The organism is Paracoccus tibetensis, from assembly GCF_900102505.1.
Lineage (GTDB): Bacteria > Pseudomonadota > Alphaproteobacteria > Rhodobacterales > Rhodobacteraceae > Paracoccus > Paracoccus tibetensis.
In genome coordinates, this window is record NZ_FMVT01000002.1 from 50,739 (window position 1) to 76,279 (window position 25,541).

Below are 25,541 nucleotides of genomic sequence, written 5' to 3' on the forward strand. Positions count from 1 at the left end.
GCTCATGCATCCCGCCATCAAGCTGCGCCATCTCCGCGCCTTTCTGGACATCGCCGCCAGCGGCAGCCTGACGGCGGCGGCGCGGGCGCAGGGGATCACGCAGCCCGCCCTCAGCCGCAGCCTTGCCGAGCTGGAGGACCTGCTGGGCGCGCCCCTGTTCCTGCGGCAAGGACGCCGGCTGCATCTGACCGAGGCCGGGGCGGCCTTCCGCGAGGCCGCCGCCCGCGCGCTGCAGATGCTGGACGCCGGCGCGGCGGCGCTGCGTCCCGGTGCGGGGGCCGGGCGGTTGCGGGTCGGCGTCCTGCCCACGGCGGCCGGGCAGCTTTTCCCGCGAGTCGCTTTGGCCTTCGCCCAGCGTGCGCCTCAGGTGACGCTGGCGGTCGAGACGGGGCCGCATTCGCATCTGGTGAGCCTGCTGCGTGCGGGCGAGATCGAGCTGATGATCGGCCGCCTTCCCGAGCCCGGCGACATGGCCGGGTTGCGTTTCGATCACCTCTACGAGGATCGGATCGCGCTGGTCTCGCGCGCGGCCCATCCGCGGATCGGGCAGCCGGCCGAGGCGGCGCTGGCGGCCTGCCCGCTGATCCTGCCGCCGCAGTCCGCGCTGATCCGCCGCGCGGTCGAGGATTACCTGCTGGCCCGCGACATCCGCGCCGCGCCGATGATCGAGACGGCGGCACTGGCGGTCGGGCGCGGGGTGCTGGCCGGCTCGGACGCGCTGTGGTTCATCTCGCACGGGGTCGTCGCCGACGAGTTGGCGCGGGGGGTGCTGGTCGAATGGCCGACGGGCGCGGCGGCACTGGCGGGCGCGGTGGGCCTGACCCGGCGGCAGGCTGACACAGCCAGCCCCGCCTTGGAGCTGCTGGTCCGGCTGACGCGGCGACTCGCGCGGACCTAGCGCGGCGCCAGCCGCACCGCGCCGTCGAGGCGGATGATCTCGCCGTTGAGGACCGGGTTCTCGGCGATGTGCTGGACCAGCATGGCATATTCCTCCGGCCGGCCCATGCGGGCGGGAAAGGGGATGCCGGCCTCAAGCGAGGCGCGGACCTCGCCGGTCAACCCGGCGCTCATCGCGGTCTCGAAAATCCCCGGCGCGATGGTCATGACGCGGATGCCGACGCGCGCCAGTTCCCGCGCGGCGGGCAGCGTCAGTGAGGCGATGCCGCCCTTGGAGGCCGCATAGCCCGCCTGCCCGATCTGCCCGTCCTGCCAGGCGACCGAGGCGGTGTTGACGATCACCCCGCGCGCGCCGTCCGCATCCAGCGGCTCGGCCGCCGCCATGCCGCGGGCGGCGATGGCCAGCACGTTGTAGGTGCCGATCAGGTTGACGTTGATCGTGCGCGCGAAGGCATCAAGGTTCAGGTCCCCGTCCCGCGGCAGGATGCGGCCCGCCGTGCCGATCCCGGCGCAGTTGACCACGATGCGGGGCGTGCCGAATCGGTCGGCGGCGGCGGCGAAGGCGGCCTCGATGGCAGCGGGGTCGGTGACATCGGCCCCCTGCCCCAGCCCGCCGATTTCGGTAGCAACGCGCCCCGCCGCCTCGGCATCGCGGTCCAGCACGACCACCTTTGCGCCCTGCGCCGCCAGCCGCCGGGCCGTCGCCTCGCCGAGCCCGCTGGCCGCGCCCGTGACCAGCGCCACGCTGTCGTTGATCTGCATGTTCAGGACCTTTCTTCGAATGACATGGCGGCCCACGCCTCGGCCATGTGCAGCGCCAGCCGCTGCGGCGCCGTGGCGAGGAACGGGCGGGGGTCGTCGAGGCGCATCGACAGCCAGGCCTGCACCGCGACCCAGCCCGCCCGCATCGCTGGATCGGCGGCGGCCAGTTGCGCTGGGCGGGACGCTGCGCGCAGGTCTTCGGCGAAGGCGGCGAAGACGTCCAGCAGCGCCAGCCGTTCGGGCGAGGCAGCGCATTCGGCGCGGGCGCGGGACAGGAACACCTTCAACCCGCCGGCGCTGAGCGCCTGCCGCAGCAGGAAATCCTGCGCCTGCATGCCGGTCGTGCCCTCGTAGATCGCAAAGACGCGGGCGTCGCGCAGGGCCTGCTCGACGGGATGCTCGCGCGTGTAGCCCGCCCCGCCAAGGACCATCATCGCGGTGCCCGCCGCGTCCGAGGCGAGTTCCGCCCCGAAGGTCTTGACCAGCGGCAGCGTCAGCGCACAGAGGCGGGCGTCATCCTTGCCCGGCAGATCCGCCAGCACGGCCGTCTCCAGCAGCGCGAGGCGGAAGAGGTCGATCCGCGCGGCCAGCCCGTCCAGCTGGCGGCGGATGTCGGGATGGGTCGCAATGGGCACTGGCGGGGCGTCCGGGGGGCCGCCTTGGCAGCGCTCGGCGGCGTAGGCGCGGGAATGGGCGAGGCAGCGCAGCGCGACGCCGAGGCCCTGCGTTCCGACCGTCAGCCGCATCTGCCGGATCATGGTGAAGAGCTGCGGCAGGCCCCGCCCCTCGGTGCCGATCAGGCGGGCGGGGGCGTCCTCGAACAGCAGCGCGCATGTGGGCGAGGCGTGAAGGCCCATCTTCTCCTCGATCCGGGTGCAGGTGACGCCGGGGCCGCGCTCGACCAGGAACAGGCTGAGGCCGCGGGTGCCGGGCGCGTCCGTGCTGCGAGCGAGGACGCAATGGCCGATGCGCTCGGTCAGGTCGTGGTCGCCGAACGAGATCCAGATCTTCTCGCCGCCGATCCGCCAGCCGTCCGGCGTGCGCACCGCCCGTGTGCGGATGCGCCCGACATCCGAACCTGCGCCGGGCTCGGAGATGCAGATGGTCGCCGTCCGCTCGCCTGCGGCCAGCGCCGGCACCCAATCGTCCCGTGTTTCGAGGTCTCCATGTTCGGCCAGCAGCCGCGCCGCCGCGCGGGTGCTGCCGGCGGCCATCATCAGCGCAGGGGAAGCGCGCTCGAAGGCCGGGTTGACGGCGGCGAAGACCGCCAGCGGCAGACCCGCACCGCCAAGCGCCTCGGGCAGTTCCAGCGCCAGCCAGCCGCCGTCAGCAAGGGCCGCGAAGGCGTCGCGTGAACCGGGCGGCAGGGTCACGCGCCCATCCGCCAGCCGCGCCCCGATGCGGTCGCCCTGCGCGTCTTGGGGCCAAATGACGGCGGCGGCGAGGCGGGCGGCCTCGTCCAGGATCGCGGTCAACGTGTCGTCGTCGGGCCGCCCCTCCAGCGCGGACCAGCCCGGCGTGCGGGCCAGCGCGTCCAGCATGGCAGCGTTTTCCTCCGCCCAGCTCATAGCAGCGCGGGCAGGAACATGACGATGGCCGGGAACAGGATCACCAGCGCGACCACCACCAGATCGGCGGCGATGAAGGGGGTCACGCCCCGGAAGATCTGGCCGGTGGTGACGTATTTGCCCGCGACCCCGCGAATGACGAAGCAGTTCATCCCGACGGGCGGCGTGATCATCCCGATCTCGAGCAGTTTGACCAGGAGGACGCCGAACCAGACGAGGTCGATCCCCTCGGCACGGAAGACCGGCAGCAGGACCGGCAGGGTGATGAGCATGGCGCCGAACGGCTCCATGAACATGCCGAGGATGAGGTAGATCACCACCACGATCAGCATCAGGTGCAGGAAGCCGAAATCCGCATTGCTGACGAAAGAGGCGATGTAGCTGGACATGCCGGTCAGGCCGAGAAAGCGCGTGAACATCGCCGCCCCCACCCCGATGATGAAGAGCGAGGCCGAGGTCAGCAGCGTCTCGGTCAGCGCGTCCCGCATCACGGTCAGCGTCAGGGTTCGCGTCAGCGCGGCGATCAGGATGGCCCCGCCCGCGCCGATGGCCCCTGCCTCGGTCGTGGTGAAAAGGCCCGAGAAGAGGCCGCCGAAGACCATGGCCATCAGCGCCAGCACCGGCCAGACCTTGACCAGCGCCTGGCCCATTGGCAGCACGTTGCCCTGCGTCGGGCGCGGGGGCGCGATGTCGGGACGCAGCCAGCAGGTGATCAGCACGACGATGCAATACGAAAGCGCCGTCAGCAGCCCCATCGCGATGCCGCCGAGGAACACGCGCAGGACCGAGGTTTCCGCGAAGACCCCATAGACGATCATCAGGATCGAGGGCGGGATCAGCGCGCCGAGCGTGCCGCCCGCCGCGATGGCGCCGGCCGCGAAGCTGGGGGCGTAGCCGGCGCGCACCATCTCGGGGATGGCGATGCGGCCCATCGTGGCGGCGGTGGCGAGCGAGGAGCCGCAGACCGAGGCGAAGCCCGAGCAGGCGAAGATGGCCGAGATTGGCAGCGCGCCGGGAATGCGGCGCAGGACGGCCTTCGCAGCCTCGAAAAGGCCCGTGGTCATGCCCGAGTGATAGGCGATGAAGCCCATCAGCAGGAACATGGGCACGGCCGACAGCGTCCAGTTGGCGACGAAGGAAAAGGGCGTGTTGGCGATGATGCCGATGGCGGGCTCGATCCCCAGCATTGCCGCGACGCCGCCGAAGGAGACGGCGATCATCGCCAGCGCGACGGGCACCCGCAGGGCCAGCATCACGAAGAGGACGGCGATGCCGACGAAGGCGGTGGTGATGCTCATGCGGCGGGCTCCATATCGTCCGCGGCGGGCTCGGGCCAGATCGCGCGCAGCGTCGTGACCAGCGCGGCCAGCGCGAGGCCCACGGGCGGCAGCCAGTAGGCAGGCCAGGTCACCACGCGGACGCCGTTCGTCAGGATGAAGCTGCCATTCGCGCTGTTGGTCAGCGCCGTGCGCAGCGTGACCCAGGCCAGCACCGCGTAGATCACCGCCGAGATCACCGTCACCATCCGGTCCGAGACCGCCTGCACCCGCGGCGGCAACATCCCGTGGACGACATCAATGCGGACCATGCCGCCTTGCCGCTCGACCCAGGCCAGCGGCAGGAAAGCGAGGCCGACCATGTAGTAATGCGTCACGATCTCGTAGGTGGCGGGGATGGGCGTGCCGCGCAGGCTGCGCAGCGCCACATCGACCGAGACATGGACCAGCAGCGCCAGCACCGCCAGCCCGCCGATGGCGGTCAGCAGGGCCAGAAGCCCGGATTGCAGGTGCCGGATGGCAGGGGGCATGGCAGCCTCGCGGAATGGGGGGCGCCGTGCGGCGCCCCGTGATGCGTCAGGCCTGCGGATCAGCCGCCATAGGTCGCGAAGTCGACCTGCGACCAGACCTCGTCCTGCAGGCGGGCGGCGATTTCGGCCGGCTCGAGCCCGTCCACGATCCCCTCCCACTTCTCCAGAAGGCTCAGGAAACGCGCGACGTGGTCGCTCGCGTCGTCGATGCCGAAGTTCTCTTGCGCGAGGCGGATCGCGGTCTCGCGCTCGGTCGCGGCGAACTCCTCGACCGCCTGGATCAGCGAGGCGTCGGCCTCGACAAACTCGATGCCGGCGCCTTCGGCGGCCTCGATGGCCTCGGTCGGCATGTCATAGCCCCACCGCTGCGTCATGTCGGCGTTGGCGAGGTTCGCGGCCTCGGCCAGCGCCTCCTTGTCCTCTTGCGACAGGCTGCCCCAGGTCGCCGAGGAGACGGTGAAGTTCGACGTCGCCTGATAAAGGCCGAGCGGCAGTTCCGTCACATGCGTCACCAGCTCGATCAGGCGGAAGCTCTGCAGGTCCGCGACCGAGGCGATGGAGCCATCGATGACGCCCTGGCTCATCGCCTCGAACGTGTCGTTGACCGAAATCTGCGCCGGGGTGGCGCCGAAATGCTCAGCGAGGCGTGCCCAAGGCGCGCCGCCGGTGCGCAGGCGCATCCCGCGCAGGTCCTCGGCGGTTCGGACGGGGCGGGTGGACAGGATCTCGTAGACGTCCGAGGTCCCCGAGCCCAGATAGACCAGGTTGAAGCGGCGCAGCTCGTCTTGGCAGGGCTCGCAGGTGACGATGAATTCGGTCATCGCGGCGCCAGCGGCGTGGGGATTGCCGGGGATCAGCGACAGCTCGCCCGCCAGCGCCATGAAGGGCAGCTCGGCCGGGTAATAGAGAGGCAGGAGGTTCCCGATCTCGACGATCTGGCTTTGCAGCGCGTCCTTCATCTGGCCGAGGCTGGCGACCTCGGGCCCCAGGATCGTGGCGCCGAGGCGGCCGTCCGAGGACTCCGCCAGATAGCCGAGGAAGTTCTGGTACATCACCCCGTTCGAGGGGTGGCCCGGCGGCGTGCCGGGGGCGGCGCGCAGGGTGCGGTCCTGCGCGGCCGCCGGCAGGGCCAGGGCGGTGGTCACGGCCAGCGCCGCAAGGGCGCGTCTCGTCAGGGTCGTCATCGGTCAACTCCTCCCAAAGTTGGTGAATATGTCAGAGCTTCAGCAGCTTGCGCGCATTCTCCTTGAGGATCAGATCGCGCACCTCGTCGCGGAACGGCGCCTTGGCGAAATCGGCCATCCAGCGGTCCGGCGTGATCGCCGGCCAGTCCGAGCCGAAGAGCATCTTGTTCTTGAGCAGCGTGTTGGCGTAGCGGACGAGGATCTCAGGGAAATACTTGGGCGACCAGCCGCTGAGGTCGATATAGACGTTCGGCTTGTGCTGGGCGACGGCCAGCGCCTCTTCCTGCCAGGGAAAGGACGGGTGCGCGAGGATGATGGGCATGTCGGGGAAATCGACGGCCACATCGTCCAGATGCATCGGATTCGAGTATTTCAGCCGCATCCCCATCCCGCCGCGCATCCCCGAGCCGACGCCGGTCTGGCCAGTATGGAACAGCGTGATCGCGCCCTCATCCGCGATCGCCTCCAGCACCGGGTAGATGGCACGGTCGTTGGGGAAGAAGCCCTGCATCGTCGGGTGGAACTTAAAGCCCTTGACGCCGAAGTCGCGCACCAGCCGCCGCGCCTCGCGCGCCCCTGCCCGCCCCTTGGCCGGGTCGATGGAGGCGAAGGGGATCAGGATGTCGTCATTCTCGGCGCAATGCTGGGCGACCTCCTCGTTGGAATAGCGGCGAAAGCCGGTCTCGCGCTCGGCATCGACGGGGAAGATCACGGCGGCGATGCGGCGCTCGCGGAAATAGGCGGCGGTCTGCGGGACGGTCGGCAGCATCCCCTCGCCGCCCGCCGGGTTCTTGAAATAGCGCGCCATCGCGGCTTGGAAATCATTGTAGCCGTCGTCGCGATGGGTGCAGCAGGGCTCTTCCGCGTGGGTGTGGATGTCGATGGCGATGATGTCGTCGAGGTTGATCGGCATGGGCCCCTCTCAGAAGGCGAGCTTGCGCAAGAGCGCCAGCAGCGTGTCGTATTCGTCTTGCGCCAGGCCGATGGAGTCGGCGGACGAGACGCCAAGGAAGGTCTCGCGGTGGCGGGCCAGATGGGCGCGGCCCGCATCCGTCAGGTTCAGCGTGACCGAGCGGCGGTCGCCCTGCGGCACCAGCCGGCTGACGAGGCCCGCATCGATCAGGCGCTGGACGACCTTGGTCATGTGCGCGGGCTTGATCAGCAGCGTTCGCGCGGCGACGCCCTGCCGGATGCCGGGATTGAGGTCCAGAAGCCACAGCAGCGTCATCTCGCCGGGGCGGACATCCGTGCCCTCGAAGGCGGCGAAGAAGCGGTCGTAATGGCGCACCTGCGCCAGCCGCAGCAGAAGGCCGAAGATGCTGGGCAGCTCGCCCAGCTCGGGCGCTTCGTCCAGGTGGCGCTGATGGGCGGTCACGCCGCGCCTCCGGGTCGGGCGACCTTGGCGGCGCGCTTCTCGAGAAAGGCGTTCAGGCGCTCCTCGGCCTCGGGCGAATGAGCGGTGAAGGCCGAGACGAAGCTTTCCACGAACAGGCCGTCCGAGGCGGCCATGTCTGCGATCCGCGGCAGGGCATGGATGATGGCGTAGTTCGACATCTCGGCATTGGTGGCGGCCTGGGCGGCCAGCTCCACCGCCCGCTCCAGCGCGCCGCCGGCGGGGGTGCGAGCGCTGACGATGCCCCACAGCTCGGCCGTGGCGACGTCGATGCTGCGGCCGGTCAGCATGAGGTCGGTCATCCGCGCGACGCCCATCAGCCGCGCCGTGCGGACCGAGGCGCCGCCGCCGACGAAGATGCCCCGCTGGCCTTCGGGCAGGGCGAAGAAGGCGGTCTCGTCGGCGATGCGGACATGGGTGGCCGAGGCCAGCTCCAGCCCCCCGCCGACCGTCGCGCCGTGCAGCGCCGAGAACCACGGGATGCGGCCCAGCTGGATGCGGCCGAAGACGTCGTGCCAGCGGCGCGAGTTCAGCATCCCCTCGAAGGGCGATTTCTTCACATGCTCGCCCAGATCCAGACCAGCGCAAAAATGCGGGCCGTGGCCGAAGATGACGGCGGCTTTCGCCTCGGCCTCGGCGCGGGCGATCAGGCCCTTCAGTTCCTCCAGCACGGCGTCCGAGATGGCGTTGCGCTTGGCGGTCCGGTTCAGGCCCAGCAGCGCGACGTCCCCGCGCATCTCGAAGGTGATATGGCTCACGGCAGCTCTCCGATTGTTGGCGGTAGTATCCGTGGAAACACTATCCATGTAAAGCATCTTCGGGAGCTTTCGGCAGGATCACCTCGGCCCCGTCCGATGCCAGCCTTTCCGCCAGGTCCGGCCGGCCGTTCCGCACGGCGCGCTGGTTGACCGAGCCCTTGTCCGTCACCTCGCCCTTCTCAAAGCTCAGGGGCTGGTCGATCAGCATCGCGCGAGTGATCCGCAGCGACATGCCGCGGTTCGTGGCGTTGTAGGCCGCCAGCCGCTCGGCCAGCGCGCCCCTCAAAGTCGGATGGGCCAGCAGCGCCGGCTCGTCCAGGCTCGCGCCGCCGGGCACAAGCCGCTCGATGGCGGGGCGGAAGGGGACTAAGAGGGCGGAGAGGGCGTCCTGCCCCTCGCCCAGGATCACCGTGTCGCGGATCAGCCCGCCCATCGCGTCGATCAGCTTGGCGCGCAGCGCGCCGACGCCGACCCAGGTGCCGGTGGACATCTTGAAGTTCTCGGCCACGCGGCCGTCGAAGAAGAAGCCCTTGGACGGATCGCCCGGCACCGCGAAGCGCAGCGCGTCGCCGAGGCAATAGAAGCCCTCATCATCGAAGACCTCGGCGGTCAACTCGGGGTTGCGCCAATAGCCCGGCGTGATGTTCGGGCCCTTCACGCGGGCCTCCCACTTGTCCTCGACAGGCACCAGCTTCAGCACCAGATCGCGCGCCGGCAGGCCGACATTGCCCGCCTCGCTGGCCGGGTCGGTGTTGAAGATGGCGAAGGGCGCGGTTTCGGTCGAGCCGAGGCCGCTGGTCAGAAGCACCCGCTGGCCGTGCAGCTGCTTCGACAGCCCGTCCAGCTTGTCCCAGGTGTGCCGCCCCATCGCGGCGCCCGCGTAGAACATCACCTTGAGGTCGTGGAAGAAGTTGCGGGCGAGGGCGGGGTCGGCCTCCATCGCCTCGGCCAGCATCTCGTAGCCGAAGGGGACGTTCCAGTACCAGGTCGGGCGGATCTCGCGCAGGTTGGCGATGGTCTGCCCGAACGCCTCGCGCGTCGGGCGCCCGCCGTCAATATAGAGCGTGCCGCCGTTATAGAGCGTGACGTTGAAGACCTTGTTGCCGCCCGCGACATGGTTCCAAGGCGACCAGTCCAGCACCACCGGCGGCTCGTCGCGCAGATAGGCGAAGCAGTCGGTCGATTGCTCGGCGTTGGCGCACAGCATCCGCTGCGTCGTGATCACGGCCTTGGGCGTGCCCGTGGTGCCCGAGGTGAACATGAACTTCGCCACCGTGTCCGGCCCGGTCGCTTCATGCGCCTCGCGCAGCGAGGAGCCGGGCGTCGTGGCCAGCAGCGCGTCCAGCGTCAGCGTGACTGGGCCCGCACGGCCGATGACGGGCAGCCCCGCCAGCACGCCGCCAAGCGCGGCGGAAAAAGCGTCCGCATCCTCGGCATAGACCGCGCCCGGCGTGATCTGGTCGCGCACGGCGGTCAGCTTGCCCAGCTCGCCCGATGCCAGGGAATAGGCCGGCGAGATCGCCGCCGAGGGGATGCCCGCATGCTGCGCGCCAAGCGCCACCAGCGCATGGCCGACCGAGTTGCGCGACAGGATCAGCAGCGGCCGCTCGGGCCCGAGGCCGAGGTCCAGAAGCCCCTGCCCGATCGCCTGCACATGACCCGCCAGCTCGGCATAGGTGACGCCGTGCCAGGCGCCATTCTCATTTCGCTCGGCCATCCACAGCCGGCCCGGCGCGGACTCCGCCCAATGCGCGATCCGGTCTGACATCCGTGCGGGATAGACGCCAAGCGCGTCCTTCTGCCAGACGAGGATCGCGCCGTCCGCCCGTTCCTCCCACTCGATCTGGGGCGTCCACAGGCGCACAGGCCGGATCGTCGAATCAGTCATGCAGCATCCTCCCACAGATAGTATACACAGAAACTATCTCTGCGTGTAGGAAAAGCGGTCACATCATTCCCGGCAGCCACAGGGCGATCTGCGGAACGGCGATGATGATCAGCAGGCACAGCAGCATGGCGAACCAGAAGGGGGTGACGCCGCGGAAGATCTCGGACAGGGGGACGTTGCGGGCGACGGACTTCACGATGAAGACGTTGATCCCGACGGGCGGCGAGATGAGGCCCATCTCCAGCGTCAGGACGACCAGCACGCCGAACCAGATCGGGTCGATCCCCAGCTGCAGGATCACCGGCATGAAGATCGGCAGCGTCAGGACCAGCATCGCCAGCCCCTCGAGGAAGCAGCCCAACACCAGGTAGATCGCCAGGATCACCAGCAGCGTGCCGTAAAGGCCCAGATCCAGCGTCACCAGCATCCCGCTGACCTCGGCCGGCAGGTGGCTGAGGGCGATGAAGGGGTTGATCAGATGCGCCGCGATCAGGATCAGCATGACCGAGGCGGTGGTCACGATGCTGCTGCGCGCCGCCTGCCAGAAGCTGGCCAGCGTCAGGCTGCGGCCGAGGGCGCCGATCAGGATGACGAGGGCGGCGCCGACGCCCGCGGCCTCGGTCGGCGAGAAAATGCCGCCATAGATGCCGCCGATGGTCACCAGCACCACGGACAGGATCGGGATCGCGCCGACGAAGGCGCGGCCCTTCTCGGCCATCGTGGTGGCGGGACCTTTCGGCCCCATCTCGGGCCAGATCCAGCAGAGCAGCATCACTGTCAGGATGAATAGCGTCAGCAAGAGGATGCCGGGCAGCACGCCCGCCATGAAGAGGCGCCCGATGCTCTGCTGCGTCAGGATCGCGTAGATCACGAAGCCGGTCGAGGGCGGGATCAGGATGCCGAGCGTCCCCCCCGCCGCGACGACGCCGGTCGACAGGCGCGGGCTGTAGTTGAAGCGGTCCATCTCGGCCAGCGCGGTCCGGCCCATGGTCAGGGCCGAGGCGACGGACGAGCCGGACAGCGCCGCGAACCCGCCGCAGCCGATGACGGTCGCCGAGGCGAGCCCGCCCCGGATCTGGCCGATGCAGGCATAGGCAGCGTCGTACAGCTTGCGGCTCATGCCGGTGACGCTGGCGACGTTGCCCATCAGGATGAACAGCGGCACCACGATCAGCTCGGCATTCGAGGCGAGCGCGAAGGTTTCCGAGGACAGGAGGCCCATCGCGGCGGGCAGGCCGTTCAGCAGCCAGATGCCGGAAAAGCCCACCGCGAACATGGCGAAGGCGACCGGCACGCGGATCAGCAGCAGCACCAGCAGGATGACGAGGCCGAGCGTGCCGGCGAGGACCGGGCTCAAAGCGCGCCCTCCGCCGATTTGCGCGGCGCGCCCGCCAGCAGGAGGCCGGCCCGCATCAGCAGCGCCAGCACGGTGACGCCCGAGAAGGCGACCACAGCATACTGGAACCACGCCAGCGGCAGGCGCAACAGGTTCGTCGAGAGGTTCAGCATCTGGCTCAGCTGCGCGCTGTTCCAGATCGCCCAGGCAATCAGCGCGAAGATCACCGCGCCGAGCAGCGCCGAGGCGATGTCGATCACGCGGTTCAGCCACTCGGGGAAGGACCCCTCGAAGATGTCGACCACGATATGCCCGTCCAGCCGGTCGCAAAGCGCCATGCCGCCGAAGACGATCAGCACCATGGTCATCGTCACCATGTCCTGCGCCCCGTAGAGCGGGCGCCCGAAGTTGCGCCCGATCACGTCCACCAGGATCACGCCGACGACGAACAGAAGCCCCGCCGTGCCGACAAAGGCGGACAGGCCGATCAGCCTGTCCGTCCAGCGCGTGAGCGCCTCCATCACTGCCCGCGCATCGCGGCCAGCGCCGCCTCGCCGCCGACATCGGCGATATAGGCGTCGGTCACCGGCGCCAGCGCGGCGTCGAAGGCGGCGATCTCGTCCTCGGACAGGTCGATCACCGTGGTGCGGTCCGAGGCGCGGGCGGCGTCGATCCCGGCATCGGCGGTGGCCTTCCATGCCTCTTCGGCGCGGCGCGACAGCTCGGCGCGCATCTCGGTGTCCAGCGCGGCCTTCGCCTCGTCGGGCAGGCCGTCATAGGCGGCCTTGTTCATCACCGTGAAGAAGCTGAGCCGGCCGAGGTTCGCGCCGAGTGACATGGTCCCCACGACCTCGTCCAGCTTGAAGTCCGACATGACCGAGGCGCCGCTGACCAGCCCGTCGATCAGGCCGGTCTGGAGGCCGTTATAGACCTGCGTGATCGGCAGCTGCACCGGAGTCGCGCCGAGCGCCTCGATGGCCTCGGCCGCGGCGGCGCCCGAGACGCGGATCTTCAGGCCGCGCAGGTCCTCGGGCGCGCGGATCTCGCGGTCGCGCATCATCAGGACGTTCGGCTCGGAGCCCCAGAGGGCCAGAACCTCGGTCATCGGGAATTCACTCGCCAGCTCGCCCTCGAAGGCGCGCCACATCGCCTCATGCGCGGGCTGGTCCAGCTCCAGCGCGCCGGGCAGCTCGACGATCATGCTTTTGGGGAATTGCGACGAGGTGTAGCCGGGCAGGCCCCAGCCCATCTCGGCCGTGCCCTGCACGACGCGGACATACTGGTCGGCCGGGCCGGCGCCCAGCTCGCCGCCATGGAAGGCGCGCAGGGTCACGGCGCCGCCGGTCCCCTCTTCCAGCGCCTCGGCCAGAGGCTCGATCTGCGAGGCGGTGATCGTGTGCATGGGCGCGGCCCAGTTGGCATAGCGCAGCTCCTGCGCGTGGGCCGAAACCGTCAGCGCCAGGGCGGCGGCCGAGGAAAGGATCAGGGTCTTCAGGGTCATGATGTCCTCCCAAACATCTTGTGGTGGTCAGGCGGCGGTCTTCAGGACCGCGGCCTTCAGCTCGTCCAGGCTGACGGGCGCGTGGCCAGCCAGCAGCCGGCGCGCCCGCATATGCGCGCCTGCTTTGTTCACCGTCTCGAGCGCCGCAACGCCGATCGCATCGACGCGGGCGACGATCCCGTCGGCGAGGATCTCCTCGTGCGCATCGGCTCCCGCAAGCCCCGCGATCTGCAGCTTGCGGTCGCCCTGATCGGACCAAAACCACGGCACGGCGGCGTAGGACGCCGTAGCACCCTTGGCGATCTGCGCCGCGATGAGCCTTGCATGATCGGTCGCCGCCTGCACGCTTTCCAGCCGCACCTGCCGACCGCTGCGGGGGTCCGGAAAGCTGGCGCAATCGCCAAGCGCGAAGATCGCGGGGTCCGAGGTCCGCAGCTGCGCGTCGAGGCGGATGCCGTTCTCGACGGCAAGCTCCGCGGCCTCGGCCAGCTCGGTATTGGGACAGACGCCGGCGGCCAGCAGCACCGTGTCGGCGGGGACATGGGCGCCATCGGCCAGCGTCACGCCGGTTTCATCGACCGCCACGGCGGGCTGGCCCAGATGGACCTCGGTGCCCCAGTCATGGTGCAGCATCGCGAAGTAGCGCGACATCAGCGGCGAGACGACGCGCGCCATCAGCCGCTCTGCCGCCTCGATCACCGCGACCTGATGGCCCAGCTTGCGGGCGGCGGCGGCAAATTCCAGACCGATGAACCCGCCCCCGATCACCGCGACGCGGCGGGTGCTCGCCAGAACCTCGCGCAGACGCCCGGCGTCAGCGAGGGTGCGCAGGTCCAGCGCCCGGTCCAGCCCCGCGATCGGCGGGCGCAAGTTGCGGGTGCCGGTGGCGAGGATCAGGCGGTCGTAATCCAGCCGCCCGCCGGGCAGCACGACCCGACGCGCGTCGCGGTCTATGGCCTCGACCGTGGTCGAGTGCAGGTAGGTGATGTCCTTCGCCGCGAAGAAGCTTTCGGGCCGCAGGACCAGCGCCTCGGCGTCGCCCGCGGCCAGATAGGCCTTGGAGAGCGGCGGGCGCTGGTAGGGCAGGCCCGGCTCGGCGCCGATCAGGGTAACGGGGCCGGTGTAGCCCTCCTGCCGCAGGCTGATGGCAGCCTGAAGACCGCCCTGCCCTGCGCCCACGATGATGACGCCCGGCTGGCTCAAAGCTGCTCCTCGGGCAAGTGGACGACGAGGCCGTCGAGGTCCGCCGTCAGCTTGATCTGGCAGGACAGGCGCGAGAGGGGCGTGACCTCGGAGGCAGCGCCCTCCAGCATGTCGTCCTCACCGTCCTCGCGCGGGCCGGTGCGGTCGGCCCAGGCCTCGTCCACATAGCAATGGCAGGTGGCGCACATCATCGCGCCGCCGCATTCGCCGACAATGCCGTCCACGTCATTCGCCACGGCGGCCTTCATCACCGACGTGCCCTCGGGCGCGTCGATCTGGGTCTGGCTGCCGTCGGGTGCGACGAAGGTAAGCTTGACCATGGAATTCTCCTTCAGTTCAGGACGACCGGCAGGTTGATCGGGCCGCGGAAGCCGAAGCCGCGCCACTGGACCGCCTGCCGGTCGGGGAGGGTCATGTTCGGGAAGCGGTCGAAGAGCATCGGCAGGATGATCTTGCCGACCGTGCGCCGCGCGACATGGGCGCCGGCGCAGTGGTGCGGGCCATTGCCGAAGGACTGGTGGGGGTTCTTGTCGCGGAAGACGAAGAAGTCCTCGCCGTTCTCGAACAGCTCCTCGTCCCGGTTGGCGGATGCCTGGATGGTCATCACCGTCTCGCCCTTGGGGATCTCGAAACCGCCCAGCTCGGTGTCGGCGGTGACGAGGCGCGAGCTGGCCTGGATAGGCGCCACCCACCGGATGGCCTCCTCGAAGGCAGCGCTCCAGGCGCCCTTCGCCTTGACCTCGGCCAGCTGCTCGGGTTTGTCCAGCAGACCGAAGATGGCGGTCGCCATCGCGTCGCGCGGCTCGTTGATGCCGCCGCCGATTGCGATCTTGAGATTCGCGCGGATCTGGCTCAGCGGGATCGGGTTCTCGGCCGTCAGCATGACCGAGAAGGCCGACCCGTCCGGCTCGGCGATGCGCTGCGGGGCAAGGCGCGCGAACAGCGCGTCCATCTGGTCATTCGCCTCGTCCGAGGCCGCGAAGGGCTCGGGCCGCCAGCCGAAGTTGCCGGCCCCGTCGATCAGCCGCTGCGACCAGCGCTGCATCTCGTCATCCGTCGCCTCGGGGATGCCGAGGATATGGGCGAGGATGCGCGCCGAGAGCGGGCCGCAGAGGGTCGCGAACAGGTCCACCACCTCGCCCCGCGGCAGGCGGCCGATGTAGTCGGCAGCGAGCTGCTCGTAAAGCGGGCCCCAATCGCTGTTGATCCGCTTGGGCGTCAGCGCCGGGTTGATCGCCCGCCGCTCGGCCAGATGCGCGTCGCCGTCCTTGCGCATCAAGGTATGGGCGCGAAAGGCCGGCTTCATCGGCGTGTTCGGATCGTCGCTGCTGAAGAGGATGGGGTCGTCCTTGACCAGCTTGGTCAGCGCCGCCTTGGTCAAAAAGGTCCGCCGCGCCGAGGCGACGCGCAGCACCGGCGCTTCGGCGCGCAGGCGGCGATAGATCGGATACGGGTCCAGCGTCAGCTGATCCAGCGTGATCTCGGTATCCAGCGGTGCAAGCGCCATGGGTCCCCCTTCTCCTCCGGTGCAGACAATAGCCAAGCGGCCATTGCCGAACCAGCCGATAGGTTTATTATCTGCCATCAACAGATTTGATGGTGCCACATGACGCTGGACCCCCGCATGCTGGACTTCACCGCGCTCGAGACGCTGCGGCTGGTCCATGACCTCGGCTCGTTCACGGCCGCGGCCGAACGGCTGGACGTGAACCAGTCGGCGGTCAGCTACACCATCGCCAAGTTGCGCGGCTGCTTCGGCGATCCGCTTTTCGTGCGCGAGGGCGGACGGCAGGTGCCAACCGAGCGATGCGAGCAGCTTCTGGCGGGCGCCCGGCAGATGCTGGACCTTCTGGACAGCATGGCGCAGGCCGACCGTTTCGCTCCGGCCAGCGCCACGCAGACCGTCACCATCGCCTGCAACTACTACGAGCGCATCCTGCTGATCCCCCGCATCGTCGCCGCCCTACGCGCCGAGGCGCCGGGCATGTCGGTCCGGGTCATCAACGCGCTCGGCGACGGGCACCACCGCCTGCTCTCGCGCGAGGCGGATGTGCTGGTCGGCCCCTTCGGGCGCAGCGAGTCGGGCTTCCACACCCGCCGCTTCCATGCCGAGGAATATGCCTGCCTGATGGACCCCGCCCACCTGATGGCCGGCAGGCCGTTGACGGTCGAGGACTATTTCGCCCTGCGCCACGTGCTGATCGACTATGGCGGCGGCTGGAAGTCGGCCTATCTGCAGGAACTCGAGGCGGCCGGGCATCGCCTGACGCCGACGCTGACCGTTCCCAGCCCGGCCGGGCTTGCCGAGCTGCTGTCAGGCTCGAACCTGGTGGCCACTGTCCCCCGGCGCCTCGGCGCGCGGATCGCGGACCGCCTCGCGATGAGCGACTGCCCCTTCCGCGGCCGGTTCGACCTTTGCGTGGTGTGGACGGCGCGCACCAATGCCTCGGCGATGCACCGATGGCTGCGCGAGGTGATCCTGGCCAACTGCACCGGCTGACCCGGCGCGGCGCGCTCAGGCCGTGGTTTCGGTCAGCCCCATGAGGTCGAGGCTGTCGTTCAGGTCCGCGATCGAGACCTGGTAGCCCGCCGGCGTCGGATCGACCACCATGAACCCGTAGCGCAGCCCGGCGGCGGCGCAGTAGCCGACCTGGGTCATGGTGCAGCGGTCGCCCTGCACGAATGTCATGAGCCGCGCCCCTGGCTGCATGCTGAAATAGAGATGGTTCAGGTGGCTGCCGTCCACGCTGACCACGAACTCCGCGTCGCGGAACCGGGCGTAGATCTGCTCTGCCGAGGCGCCGGCAAGGTCGAAGACCTCGAAGCCACGGCGCCTCAGGGTGGCGATGACGGCGTCCTCGTTGGCGACAAGCCGCACGGCACCCGTCGCGCCGCGACGGAAGTAGACGCGCCGCCCCCCTGCCCGACCACCACCAAAGGATGCCTCGAGCCGGCGGCGCATCTCGGCATAGCGCCGGCGCTTGCTGCTGCCCTGCGAAAAATCATCGTAGATCGTCAGCCGGTCCACCCGAAGCAGGTCCCATGGCTCGGGCGCAAGACCAAGCGCCGCGGAATATTCGCCGGCATGCGGCCATGCGGCCGGCTTCGTCAGCAGCAGCGCCTCGTCCTCTTGCCGCAGAAGCGCGGTCGCGCAAGAATCCTGTAGCCAGTGTCCGAAGAACTGGTGGCTGACGCCGGACATGCAGTAGATCGCCTGCGGCACCCGCCTGATGTGGCGCGTGGCGATGAAGGAGGGCTGCAACTCCTGGATGCGCAGCGAGCCTCCTTGATGTTCCACCCCCGCCGCATGAACAAGGCAATCCTCGAGCACGTAGCGAACCACCGGCATGTGAACCAGGTCGTCCCGCGTGGCCAGCGACAGCTCGTAGTCGCCGGAGGGCTTCCCTGCCGCCCCTGCCCGCGCCTTCTCCAGCTGGCTGGGCAGGAAGGCGGGCGGAATGTGGCGCTCGCGCTCCTCCGCCTGCTCGATCACCGTTTCGACCGCCGCGGCTGCCAGGTCCCTGGTCCGGACACGCCGGGCCGCCAGCTTGTTCGTCAGGGGTCGCAGTCGCATCGACAAGGCGCTGTCGCGCCGAAGGACCTTGTTCATCTTCACACTCGCCAAACCAACCGCCTCCATCTGTCGGCTTGGCAGCCTTACTGGCAAGAAATTTCAGCATCTTTTTGAACTTGTGGTTAATGCGGGGTGCCGCGCATGGCGTCGCCAGATGTCCTCCGAGCGACTGCACCCGGGACCGCCGCACGTCCCGGACTTAGGTCAAATCAGAGGCAAGCTTCGTTATCGCCGAAGGACCTTTGCAGATATTCATCGTCCTGGAAGTCACGCCGGTCGCGCGCCGCGCTCAGGATATGGAAGACGCCATGCAAGCTCTGCCGGATGCGGTTCAGGCGCGGGTCAACTATGACAGCTTCGATGGGCTGCGGGGCGTCACCGCCCTTGCCGTCGTCATCTACCACATGGCGCCGCTGGCCGGGACGGGGCAGATCATGCCGCATGGCTATCTGGCGGTGGACCTCTTCTTCGTCCTGAGCGGCTTCGTGATCGCCGAGGCCTACGGCCCCCGGCTGAGGGCCGGGATGGGGCTTCGCAACTTCATGGCCGTCCGGCTGATGCGCCTCTACCCGCTGTTCTTCCTTGGCCAGGTGCTGGGCTTCGCGGTGATGGCCGTCACCGGCCATGACCCGGCTGCCTTGGCGCAGGCCTTCGCCGCGGGCGCGCTTTTGCTGCCGCTGCCGGTTTCCTTCGGCGAGATCGAGCTGATCTATGCGCTGAACTCGCCCTCGTGGTCGCTGTTCTTCGAGCTGGCGATCAACCTGGCATTCGTCTTCCTGGTCCTCGTGACGCGGAGGAGGCTGGTGCAGCTGATCCTGCTCAGCGCGCTGGCCCTGGTCGCCACCGCCCTGCGCTACGGTAGCCTGGACGTCGGCTGGAACCTTGGCAACTTCGCGGGCGGCGTGCCGCGGGTGGCTTTCTCGTTCCTCGTCGGCATGGCCCTGGCGCGCAGCGCGCCGGCGATGCGGACCGGAAACGGCGTGCCGCTGGTGCTGATCCTCGTGGTGCTGACACTTTTCGTCATGCCGGTCACGGCGTGGTGGTTCGACCTGCTGACCGTCGTTGTCGTCCTGCCGGCGGTGGTCTACGCGGCGGCGTCCCGGCAGCCCACGGGCTTCGTCTCGCGGATGAGCCGGCAGCTGGGCCGCATCTCGTACCCCGTCTACATCATCCACGCGCCGCTGCTGCATCTGGGCGACTGGCTGATCCGCACGTGGCATGTGCCGCCGGCGCTTCACGGGCTGGCCTGGGCCGCGGTCCTCGCGATCATCCTGCTCCTGTCCGAGCTGGCGGTGTCGCATTACGACCAGCCGGTGCGGCGCGGCCTGCCGCGCGTGCTGGACCTGATGCGCCGGCCGGGCCGGCCGGCCTGAACCGGCCGGCGCCCGCGCCTCAGCCGCGCGCGTCCGCGATCAGCTGGCGCGCGACCTGGTCATGGTTGATCCAGAGGACCGGCCCTGCGGGCGCGCCGAGCTCGTTAAAGATGATCCGCCCCGTCGCCGCCACGACATGCTGGCTGAGCAGGTCGCTGATCTGGGCCTTGGCGCTCTCGTGCAGCGCGAGGACATCGGCCGAGGTGCCGACGGTCAGCTCGGCCTGTTCGGGGCTGTTGGCGCGCGGCCACGAGGCCGGGTCGAAGAACGGCTGCATCGTCTCGTGATCCAGATAGGCGGTGACCTTGGCGAGCAGGTCGTCCAGCTCGGCCCCCTCCTTCAGAAGGTCCGCGCAATCCTGCCAGAGGCTCTCGGTCCAGTCGCCGCCGCCCTCCTTCTTCAGCGCCAGCAGCAGCGGCATCAACGACAGCTCGATCCCGGCGAAGACGTCCGAGGAATTCGTGCGGATCTCGGGGCAGTTGAAGACCGTGGCCATCACGCCTTCGGCCCAGGCCTCCTCGGCGATCCGCTCGAGCCGCATCTTGGCATAGCCCTGCGTGTAGTTCGGGTAGGTCTGCCAGCGGTAGCCATCGCCGATCAGCACCTCGGTCCCGTGATAGCCGTAGGCGCTGTAGCGCACCTGCCCGCCCGAGGCCGTGATGCGCGCGCGCAGCGCCGCGCTGCCCTCGATGAGATAGGCGAAGGTGTTGGCCGAGACCTCGTCGAAGTTCTGCAGCAGCATCTTGCCGAGATCGCTGTTGACCAGGTCGTCCGAGGACATGTGGCGCGCGCCGCGCCCCTTGTAGATGCGGTTCGCGATGACGAGGAACACCTTGGACTTCGGGATGCCGCCCGCCATGGTATGGGCGAAGATCACGTTGCGCCCGTCCGGGATCATCCCGTCAAGCTCGGCCATCACCTTGTCGAGCGTGGTCCTGAACCGCTCGACGCCGCGCTGCCGGCACGCCTCGACATGCGCCCAGTCCAGCTTGTCGTCCTTCCAGGTCTCGATCGTCATGCGGTTCAGCAGTTCGGTCGGCGTCGGGCTGCCCTCGGGCGCGTCCTGGTCGAACCCCGCCATCAGCGGCGCGTTCACGATGCGCCCGCCGAGATTCGCCTCGGCCTCGGCCAGCTCCGCCTCGGTCAGCGCGCGCAGGCGGCCGGCCTCGTCGCGGCGGCCGACGGTGATGCCGAGGATCTGCATCCCGGCCTTGCGCGCCTCGTCCACAAGCCCCGTGGCGTAGCCTCGTCCGAAAAGCTCGCCGAAGAGGACGAAGACGTCGCCTTCCCCGAACAGCGTGTTCTCGTTCATGGCGGTCTGCGGCGTGGGGCGCTTCATGGGGTCCTGCGGCGTTGCTTCATGTGACATGGCTCTGGCCCTAGCAGAGTCCGAGACGGAAGACACCACGTCACAGACGCTGCTGCAAGAGCATCCGGCGGAAGGGCGGGCGCAGCCGGGTCAGGCGGGGCTGCGATCCGCCCAGCCCGCGAAGACCCGCTCGAGCGCGACGACGATGTAGTAGAGCACGATCCCCAGGAAGGCCAAGGCGATCAGCACCGCGAACATCAGCGGGTAGTCCGAGTTGATGCGCCCGCTGTCGAACAGCGCGCCGAGGCCGCGTCCGTGGGGCGAGACGATCTCCATCAGGTTGGTGCCGATGAAGGCCAGCGTCACGGCGACCTTCAGCGCGCCGAAGAACTCGGGCAGGGTCTTCGGCAGCGCGATCTTCCAGAAGATGGTCAGCTTGCTGGCGCCGAGCGAGCGCAGGATGTCGCGGTATTCCGGCTCCAGCGTCGAGAGGCCGATCGAGACCGAGACGGCGATGGGAAAGAAGCTGATGAGGAAGGCGATGAGCACCGTGTTGAAGTCGTGCTGGCCGACGAACATCAGCGCGATGATCGGCACGACGGTCGCCTTCGGGACGGCGTTGAAGCCCACCAGCAGCGGGTAAAGGGCGTCGCGCATGGTGCGCGAGAACCCCATCACCACGCCGAGCGCCGTGCCGAAGATCACGGCAAGGATCAGCCCGGCGACGGTGCGCCAGAGGGTCTGCCAGCCCATCTCGATGAACAGCCAGCGGAAGCGCCAATAGGCCGGCGGCAGGTCCGAGGGCGCGGCCATGCGGTAGCGCGGCCAGCCGTTGAACCAGACGAGGAACTCCCAGAACAGCAGGAACAGGACGATGGCGACCAGCGGGACGGCGATCTTGCGGGCGCTCATGCGGCGGCCTCGTGCCGGCCCTGCGCGATCTGGATCTGGTGGCGCAGAAGGTTCAGCCGGTCGGCCGCCTCGGGCGTATAAAGGTCGTCCAGCGTCCGCCCGGTCCCGCCCGGCACGTCCATGCGGTATTGCGCCGTCGCGGGGCGGCCCGAGAGGACGATCACCTCGTCGGCCAGGAAGATCGACTCGCGCAGGTCATGGGTGATGAGCAGCGTGGTGAACGGCTCCTCGCGGCGCAGGGCGTGCATGGTCTGCCACAGATCCTCGCGCGTGAACGCGTCGAGCGCGCCGAAGGGCTCGTCGAGGATCAGCACCTCGGGCTTGTGCACGATCGCGCGGCAGAGCGAGGCGCGCTGGCGCATGCCGCCCGACAGCTCGGAGGGGCGCTTGGCCTCGAAGCCCTCGAGGCCAACCAGCGCCAGCAGCTCGCGCGCCCGTGCCTCGCGGTCCCGGCGCGCCATGCGTGGGGCGACGATCTCCAGCGGCAGGATCACGTTGTCGAGGATCGAGCGCCATTCCAGCAGCACCGGGTTCTGGAACGCCATCCCCACGGTCGAGCGGGGGCCGCGCACCGGCTCGCCGTGCAGGAAGACCTCGCCCCGGTCGGGCTTCATCAGCCCCGCGATGAGCCGCGTCAGCGTGGACTTCCCGCAGCCCGACGGCCCGACGACGGCGCAGAACGCCCCCGTCGGGATTGCCAGCGACAGATCGTTCAGCACGGGCAGCGGGCCGGCAGGCGTCTTGTAGGCATGGGTCACATGCCTGATCTCGACCGTGTTCTGCATCCCTCGTTACTGCATCGACAGGCTGCCGTCATCCGGCAGCCAGGCATCGCTGAAGTAGAGCGCAGGATCGGGATCGTTCTGGAACTCGTAGGTCAGCTTGATCTGCTCGACCGCGTTGGCCATCCGGTCCGGGTCGATATTGCCCATCCCGTTCTCCATGACCCAATCGGTCATGACGTTGGTCTCCATCGCCAGTTGCAGACGCTCCAGCTCCAGCGCGGCATCCATGCCCGGGTTGCGGCCGGTCAGCGCCTCGATGGCGGCCTCGGGATCGGCGGCGGTCGCCTTCCAGCCCTCGGCCACGGCGCGCAAGAAGCCGGTGACCGCCTCGGGGTTGGCCTCGGCGAAGTCCGTGTTCACGATGACCGCGTTGCCATAAAGGTCCACGCCGTGATCGGCCATCAGGATGACCGAGATGTCATCCTCGGGCACGCCGAGCCGCTTGGTGTTCAGGAACGAGGTGAAGGAGAAGCCCGTCACGGCCGCGACCTGCCCCTCGGCCAGCATCGGCTCGCGGGTCGGAAAGCCCACCGGCTCGACCGTGATCTGGTCCATGTCCAGATCGTTCTCGGCCGCGAAGATCGGGAACTGCGCCCAGGCTCCGTCGGGCGGCGGCGCGCCGAGGGTCTTGCCCATCAGGTCCGCCGGCGCCTCGACGCCGAGCGACTTGCGCCCGATCACCGCGAAGGCGGGCTTGTCGTAGATCATCATCGCCGCGATCACCGGCGCGCCGGGGTTCTGGTCGAGGAACCGCACGAGGCTGTTGATGTCGGCGAAGCCCACCGGGAAGGCGCCCGTCGCGACCTTCGGGATGGCGTCCAGCGAGCCTTCGCCCGCCGTCACCTCGACCGACAGCCCCTCGGCCTCGAAAAGCCCCTGGTCGACGGCGACGAAATAGGGGGCCGACGGGCCCTCGAAGCGCCAGTCGAGCGCAAAGGGCATCGCGGTGTCGGCCAGCGCCGCCCCCCCGAGCAGAAGCGTGGCGAGGGCCGTGGCGACGGGTTTGAGCAGCATTCGGGAACCTTCCTGAGGGACGTCTTTTGCCGCTATCGTGGGCAGAGCCGCCGGACGCGTCAAGCGCCGAGGCCCTTGTACCAGCCGTGGTTCCGCCGGACTGCCTCCAAATGTAGCAGATCGGCCGGCGCCGCGTGGCGCCGGCCGGAGGTCTTACAGATTGCCCGCCGACATCTCGCGCGCGATGTGGTCGGCCTGCCGGATCGCCAGCGCGACGATGGTCAGGGTCGGGTTCTCGGCCGCGCCGGTGGTGAACTGGCTGCCATCGCTGACGAAGAGGTTCGCGATGTCGTGGGTCTGGCCCCACTTGTTCACCACCCCGTCCTCGGCCCGCTCGGACATGCGGTTGGTCCCGAGGTTGTGGGTCGAGGGATAGGGCGGCGTCGGCAGCGTCCGCGTGGCGCCCATCGCGCGGTAGATGGCCTGCCCCCGCTCGTAGGCGTGGTTGCGCATCGCCACGTCGTTCGGGTGGTCGCTGAAATGGACGTTGGCGACCTTGAGGCCGAACTTGTCCACCGTGTCAGACAGGGTGACGCGGTTCGTCTCCTGCGGCATGTCCTCGCCCACGATCCACATGCCGGCCATGTTCTCGTACTGATCGAGCGCGCTGGTGAACTCGCGCCCCCAGCTGCCGGGGTCGAGGAAGGCCGCCATGAAGGGGATGCCGAGGCTCAGCGTCTCCAGCTCGTAGCCGCCGACGAAGCCGCGCGAGGGGTCGTGATGCGCCTCGTCCTGGATGATCCCGGCCATGGTCGTGCCGCGCCACATCCGCACGGGCTTCTCGAAGATCCCGTAGACCGAGCCGGTGGTGTGCCGCATGTAGTTGCGCCCCACCTGACCCGAGCTGTTCGCAAGCCCGTCCGGGAACATGCTGGAGGCGCTGTTCAGCAGCAGCCGCGGGCTCTCGAAGGTGTTGCCCGCCACGGCGACGATCCGCGCGGCCTGGAACTGGAGGTTGCCGTCCTTGTCGAAATACTCGACGCCGGTGACGCGGCCCTCGTCATTGTGCAGGATGCGGGCGACATGGGCATGGTCGCGCACCTCGAGATTGCCGGTCGCCTCGCCCTTCGGGATGTCGGTATATGCGGCCGACCACTTGGCGCCCCATTTGCAGCCCTGGAAGCAGAAGCCGGTCTGCTGGCAGGCCGGGCGCTCGTCGTTGTCGACGGAGTTGATCGCCATGTGCCCGGTCGAGACGCGGCTGTAGCCGACGGCCTTCGCGCCCGCCTCGAAGACCTTGTAGTTGTTGTTGCCCGGCAGGCCGGGGAAGTTGCCGGTGCGGGTCACGCCCAGCTTCGCCTCGGCCTTCTCGTACCAGGGCGCCATCTCGGCATGATCGATCGGCCAGTCCAGAAGGTTCGCCCCCTCGACCGCGCCGTAGGTGGTCAGCGCCTTCCACTCATGCTCCTGAAAGCGGATCGAGGCACCCGCCCAGTGGGTCGTCGTGCCGCCCACGGCCTTCACGATCCAGGCCGGCAGGCCGCTGAAATCGCGCGCCACGCGCCAGTCGCCGCTGGTCGTGCGCGGGTCGGTCCAGGCCAGCTGGCCGAAGCTTTCCCATTCGTCGTTGATGTAGTCCTCGGGCAGGTAGCGCCCGCCCGCCTCCAGCGCCACGACCTTGACGCCCTTCTGCGCCAGCTCGTTGGCCAGGACCCCGCCGCCCGCGCCGGTGCCGATGATGACGACCACGCTGTCGTCGGTCAGTTCGAATTTTGCCGCCGTTGCCATGTCCGCCTCCTCAAAGCCAGTCGATGTCGTCGAAACCGCGGTACATGTAACCGCCCTGCGAGAAGCTCTCGCCCTCGTATCCGAAGATCGGCCACACATCTTTCTGGTTGTAGAGCCCGGTCACGAGGCCCCCGCGCACCGTCTGGAAGAAGTCGCTCTCCTCGATGCTGCGCAGGATGGCGACGCGGTCGGCTTCCCACCCGGCGCCAAGGTAGCTGTCGAACCCCGCCTCGCGGGCGGCGGCGTCCAGCGCCTCGATCCCGGCGGCGACCATCTGCGCCTGTTCGGGGCTGTCGTAGCCCTTGATCGCGACGGCGTAGAAGCGGTCGCCGATCCGGTCGTGGGGATAGATGTCGCGCGCCATCTGCAGCAGCGTCGCCATCTGCTGCTCGGTGACGTTTCGCACCTCGACGGCCCAGGCTCCGTTGGGCGCGGCGATGAAGCCGGCCCCCGTGACGGCCAGCGCCCCGGCCGCCACGGCGCGGCTCAGCAGCGCGCGCCGGGTCAGCCCCTGTTTCCTCAGTTCCTGCATGGGTCCTCCTCCCCTTG

The 25,541-nt window shown here is 69.1% G+C and carries 25 protein-coding genes; 3 read left to right on the forward strand and 22 right to left on the reverse strand.

Going from position 1 to position 25,541, the window contains the following annotated elements; genetic code table 11:
* The first annotated feature begins 4 nt into the window (after positions 1-4).
* Positions 5-898: a LysR substrate-binding domain-containing protein gene (locus BLP73_RS03025; RefSeq protein ID WP_090740166.1), complete on the forward strand. Its 894-nt coding sequence runs from the start codon at positions 5-7 to the stop codon at positions 896-898.
* Here BLP73_RS03025 and BLP73_RS03030 read toward each other — a convergent pair.
* From BLP73_RS03030 to BLP73_RS03100, 15 genes are read right to left on the reverse strand one after another with little or no spacing between them, the layout of a single operon-like run.
* Entirely contained in the window at positions 895-1,659 is a 765-nt protein-coding gene (locus tag BLP73_RS03030; RefSeq protein WP_090740168.1) for an SDR family NAD(P)-dependent oxidoreductase, read from the reverse strand. The two genes, BLP73_RS03025 and BLP73_RS03030, sit on opposite strands and share 4 nt — an antisense overlap.
* 2 nt (positions 1,660-1,661) lie before the next feature.
* A complete protein-coding gene (locus BLP73_RS03035) occupies positions 1,662-3,227 on the reverse strand; it encodes an acyl-CoA dehydrogenase family protein (RefSeq protein ID WP_090740170.1) in 1,566 nt (521 codons plus the stop codon).
* Complete coding sequence (locus tag BLP73_RS03040) at positions 3,224-4,525, reverse strand: TRAP transporter large permease (RefSeq protein ID WP_090740171.1); 1,302 nt, start codon at positions 4,523-4,525, stop codon at positions 3,224-3,226. Before BLP73_RS03040 ends, BLP73_RS03035 begins: the two co-directional genes overlap by 4 nt.
* Positions 4,522-5,034 (reverse strand): TRAP transporter small permease, encoded by a 513-nt coding sequence (locus BLP73_RS03045; RefSeq protein WP_090740173.1) that lies wholly within the window; start codon positions 5,032-5,034, stop codon positions 4,522-4,524. Before BLP73_RS03045 ends, BLP73_RS03040 begins: the two co-directional genes overlap by 4 nt.
* Positions 5,035-5,093: 59 nt before the next feature.
* A complete protein-coding gene (locus tag BLP73_RS03050) occupies positions 5,094-6,218 on the reverse strand; it encodes a C4-dicarboxylate TRAP transporter substrate-binding protein (protein ID WP_090740174.1) in 1,125 nt (374 codons plus the stop codon).
* A gap of 31 nt (positions 6,219-6,249) precedes the next feature.
* A complete protein-coding gene (locus tag BLP73_RS03055; RefSeq protein WP_281179906.1) occupies positions 6,250-7,131 on the reverse strand; it encodes an amidohydrolase family protein in 882 nt (293 codons plus the stop codon).
* Positions 7,132-7,140: 9 nt separating this feature from the next.
* A complete protein-coding gene (locus BLP73_RS03060) occupies positions 7,141-7,593 on the reverse strand; it encodes a MarR family winged helix-turn-helix transcriptional regulator (protein WP_090740176.1) in 453 nt (150 codons plus the stop codon).
* The gene (locus BLP73_RS03065; protein WP_281179907.1) at positions 7,590-8,369 is read right to left on the reverse strand and encodes a crotonase/enoyl-CoA hydratase family protein; all 780 of its coding nucleotides are present in this window, start codon (positions 8,367-8,369) and stop codon (positions 7,590-7,592) included. Before BLP73_RS03065 ends, BLP73_RS03060 begins: the two co-directional genes overlap by 4 nt.
* 40 nt (positions 8,370-8,409) lie before the next feature.
* Positions 8,410-10,257 carry a feruloyl-CoA synthase gene (locus BLP73_RS03070; RefSeq protein ID WP_090740179.1) on the reverse strand — a complete coding sequence of 616 codons (1,848 nt, stop codon included), beginning with the start codon at positions 10,255-10,257 and terminating at the stop codon, positions 8,410-8,412.
* Positions 10,258-10,315: 58 nt separating this feature from the next.
* Positions 10,316-11,614 (reverse strand): TRAP transporter large permease, encoded by a 1,299-nt coding sequence (locus tag BLP73_RS03075; protein ID WP_090740182.1) that lies wholly within the window; start codon positions 11,612-11,614, stop codon positions 10,316-10,318.
* Positions 11,611-12,114: a TRAP transporter small permease gene (locus BLP73_RS03080; RefSeq protein WP_090740184.1), complete on the reverse strand. Its 504-nt coding sequence runs from the start codon at positions 12,112-12,114 to the stop codon at positions 11,611-11,613. Before BLP73_RS03080 ends, BLP73_RS03075 begins: the two co-directional genes overlap by 4 nt.
* Positions 12,114-13,094, reverse strand: a complete 981-nt coding sequence (locus BLP73_RS03085) for a TRAP transporter substrate-binding protein (RefSeq protein ID WP_090740186.1) — start codon at positions 13,092-13,094, stop codon at positions 12,114-12,116. The genes BLP73_RS03080 and BLP73_RS03085 overlap by 1 nt, the downstream gene beginning before the upstream one ends.
* A 27-nt stretch (positions 13,095-13,121) precedes the next feature.
* The gene (locus BLP73_RS03090; protein ID WP_090740188.1) at positions 13,122-14,297 is read right to left on the reverse strand and encodes an NAD(P)/FAD-dependent oxidoreductase; all 1,176 of its coding nucleotides are present in this window, start codon (positions 14,295-14,297) and stop codon (positions 13,122-13,124) included.
* Complete coding sequence (locus BLP73_RS03095; RefSeq protein WP_090740190.1) at positions 14,294-14,617, reverse strand: 2Fe-2S iron-sulfur cluster-binding protein; 324 nt, start codon at positions 14,615-14,617, stop codon at positions 14,294-14,296. The genes BLP73_RS03090 and BLP73_RS03095 overlap by 4 nt, the downstream gene beginning before the upstream one ends.
* 11 nt (positions 14,618-14,628) lie before the next feature.
* Positions 14,629-15,804 (reverse strand): cytochrome P450, encoded by a 1,176-nt coding sequence (locus BLP73_RS03100; RefSeq protein ID WP_090740192.1) that lies wholly within the window; start codon positions 15,802-15,804, stop codon positions 14,629-14,631.
* A 99-nt stretch (positions 15,805-15,903) separates the two neighbouring features.
* Between BLP73_RS03100 and BLP73_RS03105 the strand changes: the two genes are divergently transcribed.
* A complete protein-coding gene (locus BLP73_RS03105; protein WP_090740194.1) occupies positions 15,904-16,797 on the forward strand; it encodes a LysR family transcriptional regulator in 894 nt (297 codons plus the stop codon).
* A gap of 15 nt (positions 16,798-16,812) precedes the next feature.
* Here BLP73_RS03105 and BLP73_RS03110 read toward each other — a convergent pair whose 3' ends face one another.
* Positions 16,813-17,871, reverse strand: coding sequence for a glycosyltransferase 61 family protein (locus BLP73_RS03110; protein WP_175453217.1), 1,059 nt, complete (start codon positions 17,869-17,871; stop codon positions 16,813-16,815).
* Between the two features lie 308 nt (positions 17,872-18,179).
* Here BLP73_RS03110 and BLP73_RS03115 point away from each other — a divergent pair, with 308 nt between their 5' ends.
* A complete protein-coding gene (locus BLP73_RS03115; protein WP_175453218.1) occupies positions 18,180-19,244 on the forward strand; it encodes an acyltransferase family protein in 1,065 nt (354 codons plus the stop codon).
* 19 nt (positions 19,245-19,263) lie between these two features.
* On the opposite strand, the gene BLP73_RS03120 is transcribed toward BLP73_RS03115, so the two are convergent.
* The 6 genes from BLP73_RS03120 to BLP73_RS03145 all read right to left on the reverse strand — a co-directional run bounded on the left by BLP73_RS03120 (position 19,264) and on the right by BLP73_RS03145 (position 25,524).
* Positions 19,264-20,613 (reverse strand): enoyl ACP reductase FabMG family protein, encoded by a 1,350-nt coding sequence (locus BLP73_RS03120; RefSeq protein ID WP_245686533.1) that lies wholly within the window; start codon positions 20,611-20,613, stop codon positions 19,264-19,266.
* Between the two features lie 90 nt (positions 20,614-20,703).
* Positions 20,704-21,465 (reverse strand): ABC transporter permease, encoded by a 762-nt coding sequence (locus BLP73_RS03125; RefSeq protein WP_090740203.1) that lies wholly within the window; start codon positions 21,463-21,465, stop codon positions 20,704-20,706.
* Entirely contained in the window at positions 21,462-22,250 is a 789-nt protein-coding gene (locus tag BLP73_RS03130) for an ABC transporter ATP-binding protein (protein WP_090740205.1), read from the reverse strand. The genes BLP73_RS03125 and BLP73_RS03130 overlap by 4 nt, the downstream gene beginning before the upstream one ends.
* Positions 22,251-22,256: 6 nt before the next feature.
* A complete protein-coding gene (locus tag BLP73_RS03135) occupies positions 22,257-23,264 on the reverse strand; it encodes an ABC transporter substrate-binding protein (RefSeq protein ID WP_090740207.1) in 1,008 nt (335 codons plus the stop codon).
* 153 nt (positions 23,265-23,417) lie between these two features.
* The gene (locus tag BLP73_RS03140) at positions 23,418-24,992 is read right to left on the reverse strand and encodes a GMC family oxidoreductase (RefSeq protein WP_090740209.1); all 1,575 of its coding nucleotides are present in this window, start codon (positions 24,990-24,992) and stop codon (positions 23,418-23,420) included.
* A gap of 10 nt (positions 24,993-25,002) precedes the next feature.
* On the reverse strand, positions 25,003-25,524 hold the full coding sequence (locus BLP73_RS03145; RefSeq protein WP_090740211.1) for a gluconate 2-dehydrogenase subunit 3 family protein: 522 nt from the start codon (positions 25,522-25,524) through the stop codon (positions 25,003-25,005).
* Positions 25,525-25,541 lie beyond the last annotated feature (17 nt).